Annotated in this window: 24 protein-coding genes; 14 read left to right on the top strand and 10 right to left on the bottom strand. The window is 70.8% G+C overall.

The features are described from left to right. The first annotated feature begins 130 nt into the window (after window positions 1–130). The 11 genes from ACZ6TD_RS07525 to ACZ6TD_RS07475 all read left to right on the top strand — a co-directional run bounded on the left by ACZ6TD_RS07525 (window position 131) and on the right by ACZ6TD_RS07475 (window position 6,576). Complete coding sequence (locus ACZ6TD_RS07525) at window positions 131–634, top strand: TraB/TrbI/VirB10 family type IV secretion system protein (protein ID WP_471351785.1); 504 nt, start codon at window positions 131–133, stop codon at window positions 632–634. Between the two features lie 5 nt (window positions 635–639). Continuing rightward, the gene (locus ACZ6TD_RS07520; protein WP_471351783.1) at window positions 640–1,695 is read left to right on the top strand and encodes an SRPBCC family protein; all 1,056 of its coding nucleotides are present in this window, start codon (window positions 640–642) and stop codon (window positions 1,693–1,695) included. A gap of 30 nt (window positions 1,696–1,725) precedes the next feature. After that, window positions 1,726–2,169 carry a gas vesicle protein GvpJ gene (gene gvpJ / locus ACZ6TD_RS07515; RefSeq protein WP_471351782.1) on the top strand — a complete coding sequence of 148 codons (444 nt, stop codon included), beginning with the start codon at window positions 1,726–1,728 and terminating at the stop codon, window positions 2,167–2,169. Beyond that, window positions 2,169–2,954, top strand: coding sequence for a GvpL/GvpF family gas vesicle protein (locus tag ACZ6TD_RS07510; RefSeq protein ID WP_471351780.1), 786 nt, complete (start codon window positions 2,169–2,171; stop codon window positions 2,952–2,954). Before gvpJ ends, ACZ6TD_RS07510 begins: the two co-directional genes overlap by 1 nt. A gap of 2 nt (window positions 2,955–2,956) precedes the next feature. Next, complete coding sequence (locus ACZ6TD_RS07505) at window positions 2,957–3,208, top strand: gas vesicle protein GvpG (RefSeq protein WP_471351779.1); 252 nt, start codon at window positions 2,957–2,959, stop codon at window positions 3,206–3,208. Window positions 3,209–3,211: 3 nt separating this feature from the next. Then, window positions 3,212–3,646, top strand: a complete 435-nt coding sequence (locus ACZ6TD_RS07500; protein ID WP_471351778.1) for a gas vesicle protein GvpO — start codon at window positions 3,212–3,214, stop codon at window positions 3,644–3,646. Continuing rightward, a complete protein-coding gene (locus ACZ6TD_RS07495) occupies window positions 3,643–4,026 on the top strand; it encodes a gas vesicle protein (protein WP_471351777.1) in 384 nt (127 codons plus the stop codon). The genes ACZ6TD_RS07500 and ACZ6TD_RS07495 overlap by 4 nt, the downstream gene beginning before the upstream one ends. Next, window positions 4,023–4,832, top strand: coding sequence for a GvpL/GvpF family gas vesicle protein (locus ACZ6TD_RS07490; protein WP_471351775.1), 810 nt, complete (start codon window positions 4,023–4,025; stop codon window positions 4,830–4,832). The genes ACZ6TD_RS07495 and ACZ6TD_RS07490 overlap by 4 nt, the downstream gene beginning before the upstream one ends. Then, window positions 4,829–5,047, top strand: a complete 219-nt coding sequence (locus tag ACZ6TD_RS07485) for a gas vesicle protein (RefSeq protein WP_471351773.1) — start codon at window positions 4,829–4,831, stop codon at window positions 5,045–5,047. The genes ACZ6TD_RS07490 and ACZ6TD_RS07485 overlap by 4 nt, the downstream gene beginning before the upstream one ends. Beyond that, window positions 5,044–5,349, top strand: a complete 306-nt coding sequence (locus ACZ6TD_RS07480) for a gas vesicle protein K (RefSeq protein ID WP_470013269.1) — start codon at window positions 5,044–5,046, stop codon at window positions 5,347–5,349. Before ACZ6TD_RS07485 ends, ACZ6TD_RS07480 begins: the two co-directional genes overlap by 4 nt. A gap of 135 nt (window positions 5,350–5,484) precedes the next feature. After that, complete coding sequence (locus tag ACZ6TD_RS07475; RefSeq protein ID WP_471351772.1) at window positions 5,485–6,576, top strand: DUF5937 family protein; 1,092 nt, start codon at window positions 5,485–5,487, stop codon at window positions 6,574–6,576. A 21-nt stretch (window positions 6,577–6,597) separates the two neighbouring features. Here ACZ6TD_RS07475 and ACZ6TD_RS07470 read toward each other — a convergent pair whose 3' ends face one another. The 9 genes from ACZ6TD_RS07470 to ACZ6TD_RS07430 all read right to left on the bottom strand — a co-directional run bounded on the left by ACZ6TD_RS07470 (window position 6,598) and on the right by ACZ6TD_RS07430 (window position 16,373). Next, on the bottom strand, window positions 6,598–8,499 hold the full coding sequence (locus tag ACZ6TD_RS07470) for a CocE/NonD family hydrolase (protein WP_471351770.1): 1,902 nt from the start codon (window positions 8,497–8,499) through the stop codon (window positions 6,598–6,600). 8 nt (window positions 8,500–8,507) lie between these two features. Then, entirely contained in the window at window positions 8,508–9,452 is a 945-nt protein-coding gene (locus tag ACZ6TD_RS07465) for a transporter substrate-binding domain-containing protein (protein ID WP_471351769.1), read from the bottom strand. A gap of 53 nt (window positions 9,453–9,505) precedes the next feature. Further along, on the bottom strand, window positions 9,506–10,759 hold the full coding sequence (locus tag ACZ6TD_RS07460; RefSeq protein WP_471351767.1) for a dipeptidase: 1,254 nt from the start codon (window positions 10,757–10,759) through the stop codon (window positions 9,506–9,508). Beyond that, window positions 10,756–11,544 (bottom strand): amino acid ABC transporter ATP-binding protein, encoded by a 789-nt coding sequence (locus tag ACZ6TD_RS07455; protein ID WP_471351765.1) that lies wholly within the window; start codon window positions 11,542–11,544, stop codon window positions 10,756–10,758. The genes ACZ6TD_RS07460 and ACZ6TD_RS07455 overlap by 4 nt, the downstream gene beginning before the upstream one ends. Further along, on the bottom strand, window positions 11,541–12,449 hold the full coding sequence (locus ACZ6TD_RS07450) for an amino acid ABC transporter permease (protein WP_471351764.1): 909 nt from the start codon (window positions 12,447–12,449) through the stop codon (window positions 11,541–11,543). Before ACZ6TD_RS07450 ends, ACZ6TD_RS07455 begins: the two co-directional genes overlap by 4 nt. Before the next feature lie 178 nt (window positions 12,450–12,627). Then, window positions 12,628–13,116, bottom strand: a complete 489-nt coding sequence (locus ACZ6TD_RS07445; protein WP_471351763.1) for a GNAT family N-acetyltransferase — start codon at window positions 13,114–13,116, stop codon at window positions 12,628–12,630. Further along, window positions 13,116–14,249, bottom strand: a complete 1,134-nt coding sequence (locus ACZ6TD_RS07440; RefSeq protein ID WP_471351761.1) for an LLM class flavin-dependent oxidoreductase — start codon at window positions 14,247–14,249, stop codon at window positions 13,116–13,118. Before ACZ6TD_RS07440 ends, ACZ6TD_RS07445 begins: the two co-directional genes overlap by 1 nt. A gap of 434 nt (window positions 14,250–14,683) precedes the next feature. Continuing rightward, a complete protein-coding gene (locus ACZ6TD_RS07435) occupies window positions 14,684–16,126 on the bottom strand; it encodes an MFS transporter (RefSeq protein WP_471357535.1) in 1,443 nt (480 codons plus the stop codon). 118 nt (window positions 16,127–16,244) lie between these two features. After that, on the bottom strand, window positions 16,245–16,373 hold the full coding sequence (locus tag ACZ6TD_RS07430) for a hypothetical protein (RefSeq protein ID WP_471351760.1): 129 nt from the start codon (window positions 16,371–16,373) through the stop codon (window positions 16,245–16,247). A 112-nt stretch (window positions 16,374–16,485) separates the two neighbouring features. Between ACZ6TD_RS07430 and ACZ6TD_RS07425 the strand changes: the two genes are divergently transcribed. Then, a complete protein-coding gene (locus ACZ6TD_RS07425; protein WP_471351758.1) occupies window positions 16,486–17,151 on the top strand; it encodes a TetR/AcrR family transcriptional regulator in 666 nt (221 codons plus the stop codon). 57 nt (window positions 17,152–17,208) lie between these two features. Here ACZ6TD_RS07425 and ACZ6TD_RS07420 read toward each other — a convergent pair whose 3' ends face one another. Beyond that, on the bottom strand, window positions 17,209–19,872 hold the full coding sequence (locus ACZ6TD_RS07420) for a PA14 domain-containing protein (RefSeq protein WP_471351757.1): 2,664 nt from the start codon (window positions 19,870–19,872) through the stop codon (window positions 17,209–17,211). A gap of 151 nt (window positions 19,873–20,023) precedes the next feature. Here ACZ6TD_RS07420 and ACZ6TD_RS07415 point away from each other — a divergent pair, with 151 nt between their 5' ends. Continuing rightward, a complete protein-coding gene (locus ACZ6TD_RS07415) occupies window positions 20,024–20,767 on the top strand; it encodes an SDR family NAD(P)-dependent oxidoreductase (RefSeq protein WP_471351756.1) in 744 nt (247 codons plus the stop codon). Between the two features lie 337 nt (window positions 20,768–21,104). Next, entirely contained in the window at window positions 21,105–21,560 is a 456-nt protein-coding gene (locus tag ACZ6TD_RS07410; RefSeq protein ID WP_471351755.1) for a lamin tail domain-containing protein, read from the top strand. The last annotated feature ends 9 nt before the right edge of the window (window positions 21,561–21,569 follow it).

Genomic DNA, 21,569 nt, shown 5'->3' with positions numbered 1-21,569 from the left:
TGTGACCTCCCCTTGTGATCTCCTACGGCCGCCTAGGTCCTAAAAAGTCACTGAAAAGGGTGATATGCACCATAATTGGTTCTGTGCACCCGAACGGCTATCTCGTTCAGCTCCGGGAGGAGGAGCGATCATGAAGAACTCCCGGGTGGCGCTGGCCTTCGTCAGCGGCTATCTCTACGGTCGCGGCCATAGGGGGATCCTGGTCCTCGGTCTCGCCGGTCTCGCCGCGGGCAAGCGCCTCAGCTCCGGTATCAGCCCACCGGGCGTCCAGCAGCTCAAGTCCTCCGAGCTCGGCAGGCTCGGTCAGGAGATCGGCGGCCGTCTGGTCTCCGCGGGCCGGGAGGCGGCCATGTCGGCGGCCAGTCACCGGATGGACGCCCTGAGCGACCGGTTGGAGCGGCGCGCCGAGACCCTGCGCACCGGCGGTGCGGGGGACCGGGTGCCGGAGACCGGGGAGCACGAGGAGCCGGAGGAGCACGAGGAGGGCGGCGAGCGCGAGCGAGGGAGCGCCGCACGGTCCCGCGAGGACGGGTCGCGTGAGCGCACCAGCAGACAGCGCAAACCGGCCGACCGTCCGGCGCAGACCAGGAAGCGGACCGGCTCCGAAGGGCCCGCGCGGCGAAGCCAGAGGTGAGGGCCATGGCTGAGGAAACCAAGGGGCGGACCGGCGGGCGCGGCGCGCTCGCGGAACTGCCCACCGACCGCCTGCTGAAGGAAGCCCAGGGCCTGCTGGCGGCGCTGGGCGAACGGGCCCTGGAATCGGTCACCCATCTGGGCAACCCACTGGGGAACCCCGGGACGGGCGCGCTGAAGGGCGGTCTGGAGCAGGTGAAGGACAAGGTCGTCGACACGGCCAAGGAGCAGATGAAGGACCAGGTCAAGGGGAAGGTCAAGGACCAGGTCAAGGAGAAGGTCGTCGACAAGGCGAAGAGCATCATCCCGGGCCTCGGCGGCGGCGGTGACTCCAGCAAGGGCGGCAAGAAGCTCAAGGTCACCAACATCGTGGAGCAGATGGACGTGGGCGCGCCCCTCTCCCTCACCTACAACCTCTGGACGGAGTGGGAGAACTTCCCCTCGTACATGAAGAAGGTCGAGAACGTCCAGAACGAGGACGAGGACGAGAACGAGGGCGGGATCGAATCCGAGTGGAAGGCCCAGGTCTTCTGGTCGCACCGCAAGTGGCGGGCCGAGGTCGTCGAGCAGATCCCCGACAAGCGCATCATCTGGACGTCGCGGGCCGACAAGGGCCATGTGGACGGCACGATCACCTTCCATGAGCTGGCCCCGGACCTCACCCGGATCCTGTTCGTCCTGGAGTACTGGCCGCAGGGCTTCATGGAGCGCACCGGCAACCTCTGGCGCGCCCAGGGCCGCCGGGTGCGCCTGGAGATGAAGCACTTCCGCCGCCACCTCATGCGCGAGGTGCTGCTCGAACCCGACGAGGTCGTGGGCTGGCGCGGCGTGGTGCGCGACGGCGAGATCGTGGAGGACGACGAGCGAGAGGGGCGGGAGCCCGAGGAGCGCGAGGAGCGCGAGGAAGGCAAGGAGCGCGAGGAGCCGGGGGACGAGTACGAGGACGAGGAGCCCGAGGAGTACGAGGACGAAGAGCCCAGGGACGAGGACGAAGAGCCCGGGGACGAATACGAGGAGGAGTACGAGGACGAGGAGCCCGCACGGCGCCGCGCGCGCCGCTGACGGACCCCGCCCCCGGAACGGGTGAGCGCGGTGACCGTAGCACGGCAGCAGCAGAGCCAGTATCTGGACCGGGCGAGTTCCAGCGCCCTGGTCGACGTGGTCGACCTCATCCTGGACAAGGGCCTGGTCATCGATGTGTATGTGCGGGTGTCCCTGGTGGGCATCGAGATCCTGACCATCGACGCCCGTATCGTCGTCGCCAGCGTGGACACGTATCTGCGGTTCGCGGAGGCGACCAACCGACTCGACATCGCCCGCAGCGGCACCGAGACCCACGGTCTGCCCGGCCTCATGGACCAGATCCAGGAGAGCGGCGGCAAGAAGAAGACCAAGGGCGCCCTGGAGGGCGTCAAGGAATCGGTCTCGGACCTGCTCCAGGGCGATGACGACGAGGCCCGGGAACCCGAGGCCGAGGAGCGGACGAGGCCCCGGCGTACCAGGGGTTCCACCAGTCACAGGGAGCGCGAGCGGTGATGGCCGAGGACGGACGTGCCTGCTATGTCTACGGGGTCGTCACGGGCGACCGACCCGATGAGGCGGTCAAGGACCTGCCCGCCGTCGGGGACCCCGAGGCCCCGGTGACCCTGGTCCGCCAGGGCGGCCAGGCCGCGGTGGTCAGCGAGGTGCCCGTCGACAAGCCACTGGGCACCCCCGAGGATCTGCGCACCCACGCCAGGGTGCTGGACCACCTGGCCGCGCAGGGCTCACCGGTGCTGCCGTTCCGCTTCGGCACCGTGGTGCGCGACACCGCGGCGGTGGCGGACGAGCTGCTGGCCGAGGGGCACGACGACTTCGCCCGGGGCCTCGACCGGCTCCGCGGCCGTACGCAGCTCACCGTGCGGGCCCGCTATGACGAGGACGCGGTGCTGCGCGAGGTGGTGACCGAACAGCCGGAGGCCAGACGGCTCCGCGACGAGTTGCGGGGGCTGCCCGAGGACGCGGGCTACGAGCAGCGGATCGAGCTCGGCCAGCTCGTCATGGACAGCATCGCCGCCAAGCGGAGCGTGGACGCGCTGGAGCTCGACCGGCGGCTGGCGCCGTACGCGCTGGCCTCGGTGTCGGAGGAGCCGGCGTCCCCCGAGGGGCTGGTCAACGCCTCGTTCCTGGTGGAGGACGGGAAACGGCAGGCGTTCGAGGAGGCGGCCGAGGAGCTCGCCGCGCACTGGCACGGCCGGGTCCGGATGCGTCTGCTCGGCCCGCTGGCGCCGTACGACTTCGTGGCCGACGCGACGCTCGAAGGGAAGGAAGGCGACGAGTAGCCATGGGACTGTTCACCGGCCTGGCCACGCTGCCGCTGGCCCCGGTGCGGGGCGTCGTCTGGATCGCCGGGCGGATCCATGACGAGGCCCACCGGCAGCTGTACGACCCCGAGGTGATCAAGCAGCGGCTGGAGGAGGTCGCGGAGGCCCGGGAGAGCGGGGAGCTCACCGAGGAGGAGGCGGCCCGGGAGGAGGACGAGCTGGTCCGCAGGCTGATGTCCCAGGGGCCGCCCGACGGGGGCCTGGAGGTATGAGCCGTGCCCCGCGAACGGCCCCGCGAGGAACGCCACCGCGAGGAGAGGCCACGTGCCCGGCCCCGTGAGGAACGGTCCCGTGAGGAACGGCCCCGAGAGGAACGGGACCGGCGCGAGGACGAGCCGGAACGGGACCGGCGCGAGGACGAGCCCGAGCGGCCCCGGCCCCGGCGTCCCGCCTTCGTGGCCCGCGACGCCGCGCGCAGCGCGGCCCGCCATGTGCAGGGGCTGACCGGGCGGACCCCGGAGGGCATCACCTCGCTGGAGCACACGGAGGACGGCTGGACCATCGGCATCGAGGTGGTCGAGACCCACCGGATCCCGGACTCCACCGACATCCTCGCCGAGTACCAGGTCGAACTGGACGACCGCGGCGAGCTCGTCTCCTACCGCCGCGCCGATCGCTACTACCGGGGCAGGGCGGAGAACCGGACATGAACCAGAGCTCCGACTGGAACCCGCCGGTCCGGCGCACCGGCACCGCAAGCGAACCCGCCCGCCGGGGCGCCGAGCCGTCCAGCCTGGCCGACATCCTGGAGCGGGTGCTCGACAAGGGCATCGTCATCGCGGGCGATATCCAGATCAATCTGCTGGACATCGAACTGCTGACGATCAAGATCAGGCTGCTGGTCGCCTCCGTGGACCGGGCCAAGGAGATGGGCATCGACTGGTGGGAGCACGACCCCTCGCTCTCCTCCGGCGCCCGGGACGTCCTGGAGGAGAACGAGCGGCTGCGGCGGCGCGTCGGCGAGCTGGAGGACGGCCGCGGCGCGCGCCGGGAGGCCGACCACGACACCGGGCGGGAGGACGAACGGTGAACGGTTCCCTCGCCGTCTGGCTGTACGCGGTGACGGCCGCCCCCGGGGACGGCGCCCCGCCGCGGGGGCTCACCGGTGTGGCGGACGAGCCGGTGCGCCTGGTGGAGAGCGCGGGGCTGGCCGCCGTCGTGGGCTCCGTACCGCTCGGGGACTTCGGCGAGGACGCGCTGCGCGACCATCTGGAGGACCTGGAGTGGCTGGAGCGCACCGCCCGCGCCCACCACCGGGTGATCAACGGCGCGGCCCGCCACGGCCAGGTCATCCCGCTGCGCTTCGCCACGCTCTACCACGACGACGACCGGGTCCGGGCGATGCTCCAGGAGCGCCGGGACGACTTCACGGCCACGCTGCGGCGGGTGGCGGGCCGCACCGAGTGGGGCGTCAAGGCGTATGTGGACCCCAGGTCCTTCCTGCCCGACCCGGACGAGCCCACCGGCGGCGAGGAGAGCCCCGGAACCGCCTATCTGATGCGGCGGCGGGCCCAGCGGCAGGACCAGGAGACCGCGCATCTGCGCGCGACCGAACGGGCGGAGGAGATCCACGCCTCCCTCGCCGCGCTGGCGGTGGCCACGGCCGCCCATCCACCGCAGGACACCGCGCTGGCCGCGTACGAGGGGTGGATGGTGCTGAACAACTCCTATCTGGTGCCCGACGCCCTCGGCGAGGAGTTCACCGCCCTGGTGACCGACCTGGGGGCGCGCTACCCCGCCGTCACCCTGGAGGTCAGCGGCCCCTGGCCGCCGTACTCCTTCACCGCCCCGCCGAAGCGGGCGGAGGACGCCCAGCCGGAGGAGACGCCGTCGTGACCCGTGCGATCGAACGGCGGGAGGTGGCCCTGGTCGACCTGCTCGACCGGGTGCTCGCCGGAGGCGTGGTGATCGCGGGGGAGATCACCCTGAGCATCGCCGACATCGACCTGGTGCGGATCTCGCTGCGCGCCCTGATCGCCTCCGTACGGGTGGAGAACGACGAGGGATGGGAGGGGGATCGCCGTGATCGCCGTGAAGGGGGGCCGCCATGACGGATGACCGCGCTCCCCGGCGGCCCGGCCGGCGGATCGAGGTGGACGAGGAGTCGGTCCGCAAGAGCCTGGCCGGTCTGGTGCTCACCATCGTCGAGCTGCTGCGGCAGCTCATGGAGCGGCAGGCGCTGCGCCGCGTCGAGCAGGGCGGCATCAGCGATGAGCAGATCGAGGAGCTCGGGCTGACGCTGATGGCCCTGGAGCGGAACATGGCCGAGCTGCGGGAGCACTTCGGGCTGACCGAGGACGACCTCAACCTGGACCTGGGCCCGCTGGGCCCCCTGCTGCCCCGCGACCGCTGACCGGCCCCCTTAACCCCCGGCCAGTCCCGGACACAGCCCCCGACTCCGCCCCCGACCTGCCGCTGACCAGGCAGTCCGGCGCCGATTCGCGAGACACCCGGGCCGGGTCCGGCGGCCGCCGAGTAATGTGCGGGTGTGGGGATCACGCTCAACCTCCAGCGCGCCCAACCGGCCGACGTGCACGTCGGCCGGTCACCGCTGGCCGAGCTCATGTCGGTGCTGCACATCATGGCCGAGCCCGATCACCACCCCGAGGCCCAGCGCTGGACCCGGCGGCTCGGCACGGCGCTCGCCCCCTCCCTCGCCCATGAGATGAGCGCCCTGTCCCCGCTGTGGGCCCGGCTCCGCTGCCGACTGCTGTTCCCGCTGGAGCTCCCGCTGGACCAGCCCTTCGAGGACGAGCTGCGCCATCTGGAGAAGCTGCCGCTCGAGGAGTTCGTGGGGCTGTGCTCCCAAGGGGTGCTCGGCTTCCGGGAGGCCGTGCCCCCGGCCGGCAGCCTGCTCACCGACCCGGGGGCCGCCGAGCGCTATGTGGAGCAGTGCGAGCGGCGCTCCTTCCGGCGGGGCGAGCTGGCCCACGACCTGGTGGCCTCGCCCGAGGGGCTGCGCGACCGGCTCCTGTGCTTCCTGGACGCCTGCGCCGAGGCGTTCTTCGCCTCCGAGTGGCGCACGGTCCGCGACCGGCTGGAGTCGGCCGCCGCCCGGGTCCGTACCGACATCCGGCGGCGCGGTCTGGCCGAGGTGCTGGCCGGGCTCAGCCCCACCGCGGTGGTCTCCCGGGGCGGCTCGCGGGTGCGCTACGACAAGCTGGCCGTCGCCGAGATCGAGATCGGCCCGCGCCCGCTCTTCCTGCTCCCCTCCGTCCATGTCTGGCCGCATCTGACCGTCAAGGACGAGGAGTGCCACCCGGTGGTGCTCCAGTTCGCCGCCCAGGAGGGCGGCACGGCCGATCAGCTCACCCAGGCCGAGCTGCGGGCCCGGATGTCCGCGCTGGCGTCCCTGGGCCGGATGGAGCTGTGCCGCCATCTGCTGGGCGAGCCCATCACCACCTCCGAACTGGCCCAGCGGCTGGGCCTCGCCGATACGCAGGTCTCCCGCACCCTGCGCCAGCTCAGGGACGCCGGGCTCATCGAGTCCGAGCGCGAGGGCAAGTACGTCTACCACCGGCTGGCCACCAGCACCCTGCTCCGGCTGGGGCAGGACGTGCTGGCGACCATCATGCGGTGACGGCCGTACGCCGACCGCCGGTCAGCCCGGCTGGGTCCACAGCAGCACCGCCGAGGGGTGGTCCGCGTCCATGTGGACGCGGTTGGTCGCCACCACCTTGCGGCGGCTGACCGCCTCCGGCACCCCCGTATTGGAGTTGACGTCGAACCGGGGGAAGTCGCTCGAGGAGATGTCCACCCGCAGCCGGTGCCCGGCCTCGAAGCGGTTGGCCGTGTCCGGCGCCGGGATCTCGATCTCGTAGACCTCGCCCGGCTCCAGCGGCTCCGGGCGCTCGAAGGACTTGTGGAAGCGGCAGCGGAAGATGCCCTCGGTGAGGTTCATCGCGAAGCCGTGCGGATAGTCCTCGTTCGGCGGATGCACATCGACCAGCTTCACCGTGAAGTCGGTGTCCGGCGCGGACGAGGAGATGAACAGCCGCGCGGTGACCGGACCGGCCACCACCAGCGGCTCCTCCAGCGGCGGGGTGGCCAGCGAGATCACATCGGGCCGGGAGTTCAGCGGCAGATACGGCGGGCGGGCGCCGTAGAACCGCTCGTCCGGCACCTGGTCGAAGGCGCCGCCGACCATCACCGGCTCACCCGAGGTGACCTGGCCGCCGAGCGTGGGCACCGGGTCGTTCGGGTCGAAGTCGTACTCCACCCAGGCCCGTGTCGCCGTCGGCCGCTCCCGGCTCAGCTCGCCCGAGGTGTGGCAGTAGAACGCGGTCTCCCGGGTCCCGGCCGGGGGCCACTGGGTGTCGGTCTGCCAGCGGCCGCCGTGCCGCATCCGTCCGGCCTCGTCCCGCCGGCCGTCCCCGCCGCCCATCAGGAAGTACCGCACCCGCGGGATCGACTCCGGGTCGCCGCCCCCCAGCACCGCGTCGAACCACCGCTGGCGGAAGGACAGATACGAGGTGTCCACATTGCCGCTGAGGGTCGCGGCGGGCCCGAAGTCCACGTCGCCGGCGAAGGTGACACAGCGCAGCCCGTGTTTCCACGGCCCCATCACCAGATACGCCGGGGACCGCTTGAGCCGGCCCATGGCGGTGAAGTTCTCGATGGTGGAGCGGACATACGGGTCGTACCAGCTCGACATGTGCAGCGTCGGCACATCCGGGAAGCGGTCGTAGTGGCCGCGCCCGTAGATGGCCGGCTGGCGCCAGTACGCCCCGAAGGCGTCGTGCCGCCACTGGTCGAGCAGATAGCGCTCGTAACTGTCCACCTGGGCGAGCGGTGAGACGCCGGTCCGCCACGGCAGCACGGTGAACCAGTCGCGCAGATCCGTCCCCGCGAACGCCTTGCGCACCAGCGGGTCCCGCTCCGCCTCCGGGCTCTCCTCACCGTGCCGGAAGGCCCAGGTGATCTGCTTGAGCTCGAAGGCGCCGCCCATCCGCATCCCGGCCTCGTAGGCGCTGGCGAAGCCGCCGGAGTCCATGAACATCGCGGACAGCCCGGCGGGGGACTCGGCCGCGGCGGCCGTCTGGGCGTGGGCCGAGTAGGACACGCCCATCATGGCCACCCGGCCGTCGCACCAGGGCTGGGCGGCGATCCAGTCGATGGTGTCCGCCCCGTCCGGCCCCTCGCCGAGGTACTTCACGAAGGTGCCCTCGGAGTCGCCGCGGCCCCGGCAGTCCTGCCGCACCACGTGATATCCGGCGCGGACGAAGAACGCCGAGGTCTCCTCCGGTGTGGGCACCGGCTCGTCGTGGCGGCTGCGGTCGGAGTCGCGCATCTGCCGGCGGCCGTACGGGGTCCGCTCCAGGATGACCGGGCGGGGCCCCGGCCGCTCCTGGTCGGTGAAGAGATCGGCGGCCAGGACGATCCCGTCCCGTACGGGGACGCGCAGGGTGCGTCGCCACACCCGCTCGTCCAGCAGACGGGCGGGCTCCTCCCAGGCCGCCCGCCCTCTGTCGCCGGTCGTTTCGGTCTGACTGGTTCGTGCCATGGAAGATCTCACTGGGTCTGGGATTGCTTGGAGCCGTTGAGGGCGATCTGGTCCCGGGTGACGGTGGACAGCGGCAGCCCCCACTGGCCGAAGAGCTTGGCGTAGGTGCCCGACTCGTACAGCTTCCGCAGCCCCTTGACGATCACGGGCGCGAGCCCGGCGTCCTTCTTGGCCTGGATGCCGTAGATGGCCGTCGCGGCGGGCAGGTCCAGCATGTCCTTCAGCTCGAGCGTCTCGAAGCGGTCGTGCGAGTTCTGGCTCACCGAGGTGTTGGAGGCGCTGGGCGCGGCCACCGCCTCCACGCGCTTGCTCTGGAGCGCCAGCGAGGCGGCGGGCAGATCGGTGTAGAGCTTCGCGTCCACCGACGGCTTGCCCTTGGCGGCACACCGCTTGTTCTGCGCCGCGAGCACGTTCTGCGTTCCGGCGCCCTTCTCGACGCCGACCTTGTGGCCGCAGACCTCGAGGCCGTTCTTGGGGCGGAAGGAGCCGTCCTTGAGTACCATCAGCGTCACACTGCTCTGCGCGAAGTCGGCGAAGTCGACCTCCTTCTGGCGCTCGATGAAGTCACCGGAGGGCGCGCTGAGGTCGATCCGTCCGGACTTCAGCCCCGGGATGACCGCGTCGAAATTGGTCCGCTCCACCTTGATCTTGATGTCCAGCAACGAGGAGAGCTGCGCGGCCAGTTCGGGGACCAGCCCGGTGATCTTCCCGTCGGACTCGAAGGTGACATACGGCGCGTACTCGCTGACGCCCATGATCAGCGTCTTCTTGGTGTAGGCATGGGGCACCTCGGCGGCCAGCGCGCTGTCCTTGGGCTCGGGGGCGAGCGTGACCGCCGGACGGCTCTTGTTGTCCTTGCCCCCCTCGGGGGTGTCGTCCACCGAACAGGCCGACAGGCCGAGCGTCAGACAGGCCAGCAGGGCGCATGCGGCGACATGGGGACGGTTGCGCATGGGTGCTCCATTCCGGGAGGTGGGGGGTGGCGGATGCGGAAGTGCGGGACCGGTCAGCGGCCCCAGACGGTCTCGGCGACGCGCCGTACGTTGCCCCCGGCCAGCTTGGCCACGTCCGCTTCGGAGTAGCCGCGGTCGAACAGCCACCGGATCATGTTGCCGACGGCCTCCGCGGGGTTCTCACAGCCCCGTACGTACGCGACCTCCTCGTGCGGCGGCAGTTCGGGGGCCTTGCCGTCGTGCGCGTCGTCCTTGCCGAAGAGCGGGGCGAACGTCCGGTGCCAGGCCGTGTGATCGCCGAAGTTGGTGTCCGGGCCGAAGGCCACGTGGTCGATGCCGACCAGATCGATACAGCGCTCGATGTGCTCCATCACCGAGTCCAGATCGTGCCGGGGGTGCCGGGCGGTGATGGTCGTGTGCGGCGCCGCCTCGACGCCGATGAAGCCGCCGGACCCGGCGCAGGCCCGGATCACGTCGTCGGGCTTCATCCGCGGGGTCGGCCACAGCGCCCGGGACCCGGCATGGGTGATCACCACGGGGGCCGTGGAGCGGCGCACGGCGTCCAGGGCCGTCGCGTCCCCGCTGTGCGAGACATCGACGATGATCCCGAGGTCGTTCATCCGGCGCAGCGCCCGGCGGCCGAGCAGGGTCAGACCGGTGTCCCCGGCGTCGGCGAGCCCCGAGCCCAGCTGGTTGCTCTCGCTGTAGACCAGGCCGAGCAGCCGTACGCCCAGGCCGTAGAGCAGATCGAGCCGGTCGATGTCATTGCCGATGGGGGAGGCGGACTCCAGGGTCAGCACCACCCCCACCTGGTGGCCGGCCCGCGCCCGGTCGGCGTCCTCGAGGGTGCGGACGGGGACCACCAGCCGCTGATGGTCGAGGTCCGCCTGGCGCATGGCCAGGTCGCTGACCGCGTCGTCCCAGTCCCAGGGGGCATGGGAGCGGATCATGCTCACCGCGGCCGGGCCGCCGTCGAAGAACAGGTCCACCCCCGAGTGGGCGATGCCCTCGTAGGGGATCGACTCCCGGCCCTGGCGGCGGTACGCGGCGAAGTCCCCGGGATCGGCGGGGCGCAGCGAGAGGTGGTCATGGGCGGAGATCACCAGATGGCGCTCCTCGAAGTCCCGCGCGCGGACCTCGACGTCCTCGCTCCACTCCAGCGCGGCCCCGGGGACCCGGCCGAGCGCGGGCGCCAGCTCGAAGGCGCGGTAGTCCTCCCCGGCCTCCAGGTACTGGTACGAGCGGTAGGAGTCCCACAGCTTCAGGCGCCGGGCGGTCTTGGCGGGCAGGGGGAGTTCGGTGCTCATGGGCTGACCTTCGACAGGAACATGCGGGTGCGGTCGTGTGAGGGAGCGCGCAGCAGCGCGTCCGGGGTGCCCTCCTCGACGATCCGGCCGTCGTCCATGAAGACGATCCGGTCGGCCACATCGGCGGCGAAGCGCATCTCATGGGTGACGACGACCAGCGTCATGCCGTCGCGGGCCAGGTCCTTGATGACGCTGAGCACCTCCTGCACCATCTCGGGGTCCAGGGCGGAGGTCGGCTCGTCGAAGAGCATCACCTTGGGCCGCATCGCCAGGGCGCGGGCGATGGCCACCCGCTGCTGCTGGCCGCCGGAGAGCTTGTCCGGATAGCTGTCCAGCTTGTGGGCGAGTCCCACCCGGGTCATCAGCTCCACGGCCCGCGCGTCGGCCGCGGCCTTGGAGAGCCCGAGCACCCGGCGCGGGGCCTCCACGATGTTCTCGCGGGCGGTGAGGTGCGGGAACAGATTGAAGCTCTGGAACACCATGCCCATCGCCGAGCGCTGGGCGGCCAGCTCCCGGGCACCCAGCTCATGCAGGGTGCGCCCGCGCAGCTGATAGCCGATCACGCTGCCGTCGACCATCACCACGCCCTGGTCGGGCACTTCGAGGTGGTTGACACAGCGCAGCAGTGTGCTCTTTCCGGATCCGGAGGGACCGATCAGGCAGACCGTCTCACCTCGGTGGATATCCAGGGAGATGCCGTGCAGTACCTCGGTGCCGCGGAACGACTTGCGGATCCCGCGCAGGGAGACGATGGCCTGCGATTCCATTTGCGATGCCGCGGTCATACCGAGTGCTCGATCCTCTTCACTTTCCCGGCCTTGTCGGCCGAAATCAGGGTGTGTCGTCCCAGACGTCGCTCCAGGCGCTGCTGAAGAAGGGTAATGGCGCCAGTGATGATCATGTACCAAATGGCGGCCACGATCAACAGTGGAACGGTCTGGAAGTTCTTGGCGTAAATCAGCTGGACCGAGTAGAGCAGGTCGGCCAGGGTGATCACGCTGACCAGGGAGGTGGCCTTGAGGAGAGATATCAGCTCATTTCCCATCGGGGGGACGATCACCCGCAGCGCCTGGGGGAGGGTGACGCGGAAGAAGATCTGAGTCGGTGTCAACCCCAGCGCGGACGCCGCCTGGCGCTGTCCATCGGGCACGGCCAGCAGCCCGGACCGGATCAACTCCGCGATGTAGGCGGTCTCGTGGAGGGTCAGACCGATGATCGCGGCGGTCAGCGGGCCGATGACGCTGTTCGAATCGAAGGTGACGAAACGCGGCCCCCAGGGAATGCCGAGGGACAGCGTCGGAAAGAGGGCCGCGAGGTTGTACCAGAAAAGCAGCTGCACCAGCATCGGAATGCTGCGGAAAACCCAGATGAAGGCGGCCGCGACCGTGGACATGAGGCGGGAGTCGCCCATGCGCATCAGCGCGACCATGGTGCCGCACACCAAAGAGAGTGCCATGGTCACCGCGGTCATTCCAATGCTGACCCCGATGCCCTTCATCACCCGGATCTCGAAGAAGTATTTGCCGACGGTTTCCCACTCGAAACGCGGGTTGGTGAATATCGTGGTCACCGCCATCGCGGCCAGTACCAGCACGATCGCATTGGCCACCAGAAGTCCGGGACGCCGTCGCTTCGCGCGTTTGAGCACGGACGGCTCGGGTAGTGCATCGACGTTCAGGACTTTGGTCATGGCGTGCCTTCGGACGGTCGGGTCGCGGCAGAATTACCGCATCCTAAAACCGCACCCACGGGCACCCGGCAACAGTTGACACAGAACGGTCAACCGTAAACGGGGGGAATGCGTCCGTCCGCCCGGAGCGGCCGGGCGGACGGACGGACACGCGTTGGCGGAGGGCGCTCCGCCGGGCCTACAGCCCCTTTTCGAACGGGAGCGGGCCGATGGTCTCCGGGTCGGCCGAGACATCGAACAGCGGGGTGTAGCCGGTGGCCAGATACAGCCCGCGCGCCTCCGGCTGGCGGGGGCCGGTGGTGAGGTGGATCCGGCGGTAGCCGCGCCCGGCGGCCGACCGCTCCAGCTCCGCCACCACCCGGCGGGCCAGCCCGCGCCGCCGATGCCCCGAGTGCGTCCAGATCCGCTTGAGCTCCGCCGTCCGCTCGTCGTACCGCCGGTACGCGCCCCCGGCGACCGGCTCACCGCCCTCCAGCAGCAGAAGCAGCTCCCCGTGCGGCGGGGCGAACTCCTCGGCCGGATAGCGGTTCAGCTCACCGTCGGCCGCCCTGCCGTAGCGGGTGGAGTACTCATGCGCCAGCTCGCGCAGCAGCGGCTCGACCCGTGGGTCGTCCACGGTCACCCGGACCACCGTCAGCTGTGGCTGGGGTTCGGCCACGGAGGTCATCAGCGCACCGCCGCGAGGGTCTGCGGGCCCCGGGCCGCGCGCTCGGCGTCCCGCTTGGCGACCTCTTCGCGGACGATCGGGATGACGTACCGGCCGAAGTCGATCGCGTCGCCCAGCAGGTCGTAGCCGCGCGCGGAGAGGATGTCCACGCCCAGGTCGTAGTAGTCCAGCAGCGCCTGCGCCACCGTCTCCGGCGTGCCCACCAGCGCGTTGGAGTTGCCTGCGCCACCGGTGGCGGCGGCGGTCGGGGTCCACAGCGCCCGGTCGTAGCGCTCGCCCGCCTCGGCGATGGAGATCAGCCGCTGTGAGCCGGTGTTCTCCGGGGCGCCCCTGCGGTGGTGGCGCACGGTCGTCGCCTCGCCCCGCTCCTTGCGGGCGCGGATGGCGTCCACCGTGCGGTGTGCCTTCTCCCAGGCCAGCTCCTCGGTCGGGGCGATGATCGGCCGGAACGCCACCTGGATCCTCGGCACATCGCTCCGCCCGGCCGCCGCGGCGGCCGCTTTCACCGCCGCGATCTGCTCGGCGGTCCGCTCCAGCGGCTCGCCCCACAGGCAGTAGATGTCGGCCTCGGCCCCGCCCGCCGCGTAGGCCGCGGGGGAGGAGCCGCCGAAGGAGACGCCCGGGCGCGGCTGCTGGACCGGGAAGACATCGCTGACGAAGTCGTGGAAGCGGTAGTGCTCGCCCTCGTGGTCGAAGGGCTCATGGGTGGTCCAGATCTTCTTGACGATCCGTATGTACTCACGGGTGCGCGCGTAGCGCTCGTCCTTGGTGAGGGTGTCGCCCTCACGCCGCTGCTCGTGGTCGTTGCCGCCGGTGATGAAGTGCACCGTCAGCCGGCCGTCGCTGATCTGGTCGAGCGTGGCGAACGTCTTGGCGGCGTACGTCGGATAGGAGACGTTGGGCCGGTGGGCCAGCAGGATCCGGAGCCGGTCCAGCCTGGCGGCGATGTAGGCGGCGGCGGGCGCGGGATCGGGCGAGCCGGAGCCGTAGGCGAACAGCACCCGGTCCCAGCCGTGGTCCTCATGGGCCCGGGCGAGCCGCAGGGTGTACTCCTTGTCGAAGGCCGCGCCGGAGCGCGGCCCGGTCTCGGAGCCGTCGTTGGTGGCGGCGATGCCGAGGAACTCCACGGGCATGGGGCGACCCTTTCGGAAGGCGGAGAAGGCGAAGAAGGCGAAGAAGGCGAGGAGAACGCGACGCCGGAGACACGCCGGACCCGGACATCGGCATTGGCCCACCAGGGGTGATGGCGCGTCAGGCGCGGGAAAGCGACGGGCGAGGGGCCCGGGATCAGAGGAGGGCGGCCGGTCGGACGGCCCGCTGCCGGGTCAGCCGGAACAGGAGGCGGACCACACCCGACCGAAGTCGATGTGGTCGCGGGTGACCAGGGGCAGCTCAGTCCTCACTCGCAACATTCAGCACCGCGGTGGCCCGTTCCGTCAACCACTGTCCACATGATGGCCCGTATACGCCCTGTCATGACAAAGCCGCCCGTATCCCCCTCGCCGCCGCGTGGGCGGGCGGGGGATACGGGCGGCTGCGAAAGTGACCTCGGCCGTTCCGCTGTCGGTCAGCGGCCCGCCACCGGCTCCGGTGTGCCGGGCCGCTCCGAGGTGGCCGTGAGCCGGTCCGGACCGCGCCCCGGCAGCAGCGAGGCGACCGCGAGCGCCACCAGCGCGGCGCCGCCGCCGATCGCGAAGGCGGTGCGGAAGCCGCCCAGGGACGGGAGCTCGACGGGCCCGAACGCGGTGGTCATATGGGCGAGGACGACGCCCACCACCGCACTGGCGGTCGAGGTGCCGATGGACCGCATCAGGGTGTTGAGCCCGTTGGCCGCGCCGGTCTCGGACACCGGCACCGCCGACATGATCAGCGCGGGCATGGCGGAGTACGCGAGGCCGATCCCGGCACCGATCACACACGAGATGACCACGATCTGCCACACGGCGTCCATCAGGAAGATGCCCATGCCGTAGCCGACGGCGATCACCCCGGCACCGAGCATCAGCGATGTCTTGGGGCCCCAGGTGGCCGTGATCCGTGCGGACAGCGGGGAGATCGCCATCATCACCAGACCGGACGGGCCCAGGCACAGACCGGCGGTCATCATCGACTGGCCCAGCCCGTACCCCGTGGCCTCGGGCATCTGGAGCAGCTGCGGCAGCACCAGCGACATCCCGAACATCGCGAAGCCGATGACGATGGAGGCCAGATTGGTGAGCAGCACCTGACGGCGCACGGTGGTGCGCAGATCCACCAGCGGCCCGCTCACCCGCAGCTCCCACCGGCTCCACAGCAGCAGCACGACCACCGTCGCGGCGAACAGCCCGGTGGTGACACCGCTGGCCCAGCCCCAGTCGGCGCCCTTGGAGATGGCCAGCAGCAGACAGAGCAGCCCGGCCGACAGCCCGACGGCGCCCACCAGGTCGAACCGCCCGCCGCCGCGCACCGGGGACTCCGGTACGACCGCCAGCACCAGTGCGATCACCACCGTGCCCAGGCTCGCCGAGACCCAGAACAGCACATGCCAGTCGGCGTGTTCGGCCAGCGCCGCGGCGCCGGGCAGGCCGAGGGCACCGCCGACGCCCAGCGAGGAGCTCATCAGGGCCATCGCCGAGCCGAGCCGTTCGGCGGGCAGTTCATCGCGCATGATGCTGATGCCCAGCGGGATCACGCCCGCGGAGAAGCCCTGGAGCGCACGGCCGACGATCATCGGCGCGAGCGTGTCGGAGAGCGCGCACACCACCGATCCGACCACCAGCATCGCCAGGCTGAGCAGCAGTGTCCGCCGCTTGCCGTACATGTCGCCGAGCCGGCCCAGCACCGGGGTGGCCACGGCACCGGCGAGCAGGGTGGCGGTGATCGCCCAGGAGGCGTCCGAGGCCGAGGTGTGCAGCAGCTCCGGAAGGTCCGGGACCAGGGGCACCACCAGGGTCTGCATCAGGGAGACGACGATCCCGCCGAACGCCAGGACGGCGACCACCGGGCCGGAGCGCGGCGGGTGGGCGGTCATCGCCGTTTCGGGGGCATCGGGGGCAGGAGGTGAGGAAGTCACGGTGGTCCTTCGTCGGGGCATGGCCGATTCACATCAGTGCCGCAGCAGTGTCGCACAATTTTGTGTAGCGGGTACGTCAAATATGGCCGCCCCGGTCGGCCCGCGGCTCATCGGCCATGTCGCGGCAGATCTCCCGCAGTTCACGCTCGAGGATCTTGCCGCTCGGATTCTTCGGCACGGGGGTCGGACGCGGACGGATCGTCATCCCGGCACGGCGTGGGAGGGCGTCCACGGCCGCGGACGGCCACGAGCGGGGCCCGAGCGACCTTGCGTAGCCTTGGGGCCTGGTACGACGGGGGCGAGCGAAAGGACACCGGATGGCCGGGACCGCGGAGGGGACCGTCCGCAGAGGACGTGGGCGCCCGCCCCGTCTGTCGCGCGAGCAGATCGTGCGGAGCGCCGCGGAGCTCGCGGTCCGCGAGCCGGAGACCGCGCTGACCGTCAAGAGGGTCGCCGAGGCGGTCGGCTCCGCCCCCATGGCGCTCTACCGCTACTTCCCCGACCGCGACGACCTCCTCCAGGCCGTGGCCGACCGCGTCCTGGCCGAGGCCCAGCACAGGGACCCGCCGGGGGACACCTGGCAGGAGCGGCTGCGCGCCTGGATGCACAACAGCCGCGACTATCTGCTGCCCTACCGCCAGCTGCTCCCCTATATGGCCGCCACCCAGCAGCCCGCCCGGATCTCCTCCCTGGTGGTCCTCACCCGGATGCTGCGCCCCCTGAAGCTGACCGAGGACGATCTCGCGCTGGCCGTGGCCCTCATCGGCTCCACCGTCATCGGCCACGCGGTCTACGAGACCCACCGCGGCCCGGTCTCCGCCCGGAAGCTGGACGCCCTGAGCGAGGCGCTGGCCCGCTACCCCCAGGACGAGCGGGAGGCGGTGGCCCCGCTGCTGGCGCGGCTGCCACGGGCGCACAGCAGGCTGTACGACGTGGTGGTGGACCGTACGGTGGCCGCCGTCGAGGCGCTGGCGGCGGAATGACCCGCCCCGGGGACGCGCGCCCCGGAGCGGGTCATCACCATGGGCCGAGCCGTGCGGCTAGCCGGTGCACTCCATGGACGCCGGGTCCGCCGCGTCGCGGATCAGCGCCTGATGGGCCTGGCGCAGCCGCTCCACATCGGGCTTGATCTCCTTGCGGTCATAGGTGAGCAGCCCGTTGAGCTCGCCCTCCACATCCGTGATCTGGGTGTAGACGGCCCCGCTGCTGCCGTTGCACGCGACCAGCCCGCGCACCTTGTCCAGCAGCTTCAGATACTCGTCGGTGTACTGGTCCTTGTCCACGCCGACATAGGTGTGCTGCACGGGCCAGGCGTGCCCCGGGACGGCCAGACCGAGACCGCCGTACTCGCCGGTGACCCCCGCCCGTGAGGCGTCCGGACGTGGATCGCCGGGGCCGGGGTAGGCGTGGATGTCGGCGAGGTCGCCGTTGCCGGTGTCGTTCCAGCCGCTGGCGCCGTTGATAAGCCGGCTGGGGTCCCAGCCCTTCGCGAGCGTCGGCACCTTCGGGCCGCCGTACTGGCCCCAGCCCTCGTTGAAGGTCACCCAGATGACGATCGACGGACTGCTGATGTGCTGGTCGATCATCCGCTTCATCTCGTGCTCGTACTGCGCCTGCGCCTTCTCGGACGGGGTGACCGTGTTCATGGCGGGCATGTCCTGCCACACCAGCAGGCCCAGCCGGTCGGCCCAGTAGTACCAGCGGTCGGGCTCGACCTTGATGTGCTTGCGCACCGAGTTGAAGCCCATGCTCTTGTGCATCTTCAGGTCGTACGCGAGGGCCTCGTCGGTCGGCGCGGTGTGCAGCCCGTCGGGCCAGAACCCCTGGTCGAGGGTGGCCATGGAGAAGATCGGCTTTCCGTTGAGCACGGTGCGCTTCTTGCCGTCCACCTCCTTGACGGCGATGCTCCGCATGCCGAAGTAGCTCTCCACCCGGTCCGCCGAGGCGCCCCGCCCGACCGTCACCTTCAGCCGGTACAGATGCGGATCGTCGGGGGACCACAGGTGCGGGGAGGGCACGGGGACGGTCAGCGGCTTTCCGGTGCGCCCGGTGGCGGTGCCGACCGCGCGCCGTCCGTCGTAGGCGGTCGCGGTGACCGGGACACCGTCCCGCACCCCGCGGACCTCGGTGGTGAGGGCCTTACCGGGGACGTCCGGGGTCAGCTTGAGGGTGTCCACGTGGTCGGTGGCGACCGGCTCCATCCAGACGGTCTGCCAGATCCCGGAGGAGGGGGTGTAGAAGATGCCGCTGGGGTCGAGGCGCTGCTTGCCCATCGGCGGGTTCTCGCCGTCGGCCGCGTCCGTCGGGTCGTAGACGCCGACGATCAGCTCCTGGGTGCGGCCCGGCCGCAGGGCGTCGGTGACATCGGCGCTGAACCGGTCGTAGCCGCCGCGGTGGTCGGCCACCCGGGTGCCGTTCACATACACCTCGGCCTGCCAGTCGACGGCGTCGAAGTTCAGCCGCAACCGCTTGTCCTGGCCGACCTTCCAATCGGCCGGGACGGTGAAGGTCCGCCGGTACCACATGCGGTCCTCATGGCGCTCCACACCGGAGAGCTTGGACTCCACCGGGTACGGCACCAGGATCCGCTCCTTGAGCTTCTGCCCGACCGGCGGCTTCTGCCCCTCCTTCGCGGCGGCGAACTGCCAGGTGCCATTGAGGTTGCGCCACTGGTCGCGGGTCAGCTGGGGGCGCGGGTACTCGGGGTGGGCGTTGTCAGGACCGACGTCCTTGGCCCAGGGGGTGCTCAGCTGATACGTCGACTTGTTGCCGCCGAAGGAGACGTACGGGTCGATGGCGCCGTCGCCGTCCTCGAGACCGCCCTTGCCGTCGTAAGCCACGACGGCCTCGCCGCCGCGGCCGACCACCGGCTCCTTCAGGGAGAGCAGCAGCCGGGACGGGTCGGCCGCGTCCAGCCGGGCGCGCCCGAGCGGCCAGGCCGCGCCGCCGATGACGGCGGACAGATGCGACGTCAGGTCGGCCGGGGGAGTGGTCAGGGGCTGGGCGAAGTCCAGCAGCAGCGTCCGGCCGTCGGGCTGGACGGCGCTGGCCACCGGGCCGTCGTAAGTGAAGTCGGCGGGCAGCCGGAAGGCGGACGCGGGCACGGGCGCCTTGGCCGCGCCCGGCGGGGTCCACGACAGGTGGAAGTTGGAGCCGCCGTAGTGCTCGAAGTACTCGACCTTGATGTCATACGCCTTGCCCGCGGTGAGCTCGACGGGCTGGGAGGTCTGCTCCTTGTCCCAGTCGTCCACCCAGTGGTCGATGACCGGTTTGCCGTCGATCCACAGCCGGAAGCCGTTGTCGGCGGTGATCGAGAAGGTGTGCGCACCGGAGCGCTCCGGTGTGATCTGGCCGGTCCAGCGGACGCTGACGTCGTCGGACCGTCCGGTGGTGGCCTGCAGCCGCGGCTCCAGATTGCCGAAGTCGAGGGCGGGGTCGAGGCTGGTGGCCTTCAGCTCGTGGAAGTCGAAGGCCCCCGGGGCGGACTGGAGGTAGTAGTCGCCGCGGAGGCCGTGGACGACCGAGGGGTCGTCGGAGGGGGTGTCGGCCGCGGCCGGACCGGGAGCGGTCAGCAGACCGAGCGCGCCAAGCGCCAAGGTCACGGTCGCGACCACGGATCTGGCGAAAGATGAACGAAAACGCACATGTCCTCCTTGCTGGAACAGCTTTTGGGACAGCTGCTGGGACAAGTGGGGCGCCGCCATTGCGCCATCCTCAACAGAACCTGTCAATAGTGAACGCAAGGCAACAGCCCGGCTGTTGGGTACTGAGCCTTGACGGGAATGCGCTTTCTTCCTAGCGTGCTTGTTCATAGATGTGACCGGAATTCAATAAGCTGCACTGAGGAGGCCCGTGATGGGGCGACGGATCGTGGTGTCGGGCGGCGGTACGGGCATCGGACTGGCGACCGCGGAGACCTTCGCCGCCGAAGGCGACCGGGTGGTCATCCTCGGGCGCCGCGCCGAGGTGCTGCGCGCCGCGGCGGACAAGCTCAACGCCGCCCACGGCGCCGACCTGGTCACCTGGACCAGCGCGGACCTCAGCGACCCGGAGCAGACCCGGCGCGCCGCCGAGTTCATCACCGCGGACGGTGAGGTGGATGTCGTCGTCACCAACGCCGGCGGGAATGTCGCGCCCTCCAACGACGGCACCCTCGAGGGCATCGCCGGCCAGTACCAGCGGAACTTCGAGGCCAACGTGCTGACCGCCGTGCTGCTCACCGAGGCGCTGCTGCCCCACCTCACCCGGCCCGGCGGCCGGATCGTCCACCTGTCCTCGGTCGCGGCGCTGCGCGGCCCCGGATCGTACGGCGGCACCAAGGCCGCGCTGCACACCTACACCTTCGAGCTGGCCAGGCGGCTCGGCCCGGAGGGCGTCACCGCCAACGCGGTGGCCCCCGGCTATGTCGAGGACACCGAGTTCTTCGGCGAGCGCGGCACCCCCGAGTTCATCGCCCAGCAGATCGGGCAGACGCTCACCGGACAGCCCGGGACGCCCGTCGAGATCGCGGCCGCCATCCGCTATCTGGCCTCCCCCGAGGCCGCGTATGTCACCGGCCAGGTGCTGCACATCAACGGCGGGGCGCAGTACGGCCGCTGACCCGGGCCCCACCATGGGCAGGGGGCCGTGAACCGGATCCGCGCTAGGGCCGTACGGCCCTGGAGCATGGGCCACACAGCCCTGCCGCCGCGTTCCGGCCATGGTCCACTCTGGTCCTCCACACAGGTGGGGGGAAGACGGACGGACGGCCGCGCCGAAGGAGTCAGCTCGCTGACTCCAAACCATCTTCGGGCGCGGCCGCCCGTCCGTCCTGCGCTAGAGCCTGTGTCATATCCCCGGTCGGATCAGCGTGCGTGCCAGGCGTCGCACGCCCGGCCGGGGATATGACACAGGCTCTAACCACCGCTTCACCACGCACCAACGCAAGGGGGGACTCATGTCCGCACGCACCGCCCGCATCGGCGCGGCGCTCGCCGCCGGCTGCGCGATCGCCCTGCTGTACCCGGCCACACCCGCCGGAGCCGCGGGCTCCGTACACCTTTCCAAGATCTACTACGACTCTCCGGGCACGGACAACCGGAGCAACTCCAGCCTCAACGGCGAGTACGTCCAGATCAAGAACTCCACCTCGCGCGGGGTCAGCCTCAAGGGCTGGGTGCTCGTCGACGCGAGCAACCACAAGTACACCTTCCCCAGCTACACCCTCGGCGCGGGCAAGACCGTGACCGTCCGGACCGGCTCCGGCTCCGACACCTCGGCCACCAAGTACCAGGACCGCCGGGCGTACGTCTGGAACAACGACCGCGACAAGGCCACCCTGCGCAAGACCGGCGGCTCCACGGTCGACACCTGCTCGTACAACAACAGCCGGGTCGACTACACGAACTGCTGAGCGCGCGCC

Source organism: Streptomyces yongxingensis (assembly GCF_055597465.1).
Note: the sequence above shows the minus strand (reverse complement) of the source record. Positions and strands in the feature narration are given on the sequence as shown.

Coding starts and splice junctions, on each gene's coding strand:
- ACZ6TD_RS07525 (WP_471351785.1), top strand. CDS start 131: ATGAAGAACTCCCGGGTGGCGCTGGCCTTCGTCAGCGGCTATCTCTAC.
- ACZ6TD_RS07520 (WP_471351783.1), top strand. CDS start 640: ATGGCTGAGGAAACCAAGGGGCGGACCGGCGGGCGCGGCGCGCTCGCG.
- ACZ6TD_RS07510 (WP_471351780.1), top strand. CDS start 2,169: ATGGCCGAGGACGGACGTGCCTGCTATGTCTACGGGGTCGTCACGGGC.
- ACZ6TD_RS07505 (WP_471351779.1), top strand. CDS start 2,957: ATGGGACTGTTCACCGGCCTGGCCACGCTGCCGCTGGCCCCGGTGCGG.
- ACZ6TD_RS07495 (WP_471351777.1), top strand. CDS start 3,643: ATGAACCAGAGCTCCGACTGGAACCCGCCGGTCCGGCGCACCGGCACC.
- ACZ6TD_RS07480 (WP_470013269.1), top strand. CDS start 5,044: ATGACGGATGACCGCGCTCCCCGGCGGCCCGGCCGGCGGATCGAGGTG.
- ACZ6TD_RS07470 (WP_471351770.1), bottom strand. CDS start 8,499: ATGGCACGAACCAGTCAGACCGAAACGACCGGCGACAGAGGGCGGGCG.
- ACZ6TD_RS07465 (WP_471351769.1), bottom strand. CDS start 9,452: ATGCGCAACCGTCCCCATGTCGCCGCATGCGCCCTGCTGGCCTGTCTG.
- ACZ6TD_RS07460 (WP_471351767.1), bottom strand. CDS start 10,759: ATGAGCACCGAACTCCCCCTGCCCGCCAAGACCGCCCGGCGCCTGAAG.
- ACZ6TD_RS07455 (WP_471351765.1), bottom strand. CDS start 11,544: ATGACCGCGGCATCGCAAATGGAATCGCAGGCCATCGTCTCCCTGCGC.
- ACZ6TD_RS07450 (WP_471351764.1), bottom strand. CDS start 12,449: ATGACCAAAGTCCTGAACGTCGATGCACTACCCGAGCCGTCCGTGCTC.
- ACZ6TD_RS07445 (WP_471351763.1), bottom strand. CDS start 13,116: ATGACCTCCGTGGCCGAACCCCAGCCACAGCTGACGGTGGTCCGGGTG.
- ACZ6TD_RS07440 (WP_471351761.1), bottom strand. CDS start 14,249: ATGCCCGTGGAGTTCCTCGGCATCGCCGCCACCAACGACGGCTCCGAG.
- ACZ6TD_RS07435 (WP_471357535.1), bottom strand. CDS start 16,126: ATGACCGCCCACCCGCCGCGCTCCGGCCCGGTGGTCGCCGTCCTGGCG.
- ACZ6TD_RS07430 (WP_471351760.1), bottom strand. CDS start 16,373: ATGACGATCCGTCCGCGTCCGACCCCCGTGCCGAAGAATCCGAGCGGC.
- ACZ6TD_RS07425 (WP_471351758.1), top strand. CDS start 16,486: ATGGCCGGGACCGCGGAGGGGACCGTCCGCAGAGGACGTGGGCGCCCG.
- ACZ6TD_RS07420 (WP_471351757.1), bottom strand. CDS start 19,872: ATGGCGGCGCCCCACTTGTCCCAGCAGCTGTCCCAAAAGCTGTTCCAG.
- ACZ6TD_RS07415 (WP_471351756.1), top strand. CDS start 20,024: ATGGGGCGACGGATCGTGGTGTCGGGCGGCGGTACGGGCATCGGACTG.
- ACZ6TD_RS07410 (WP_471351755.1), top strand. CDS start 21,105: ATGTCCGCACGCACCGCCCGCATCGGCGCGGCGCTCGCCGCCGGCTGC.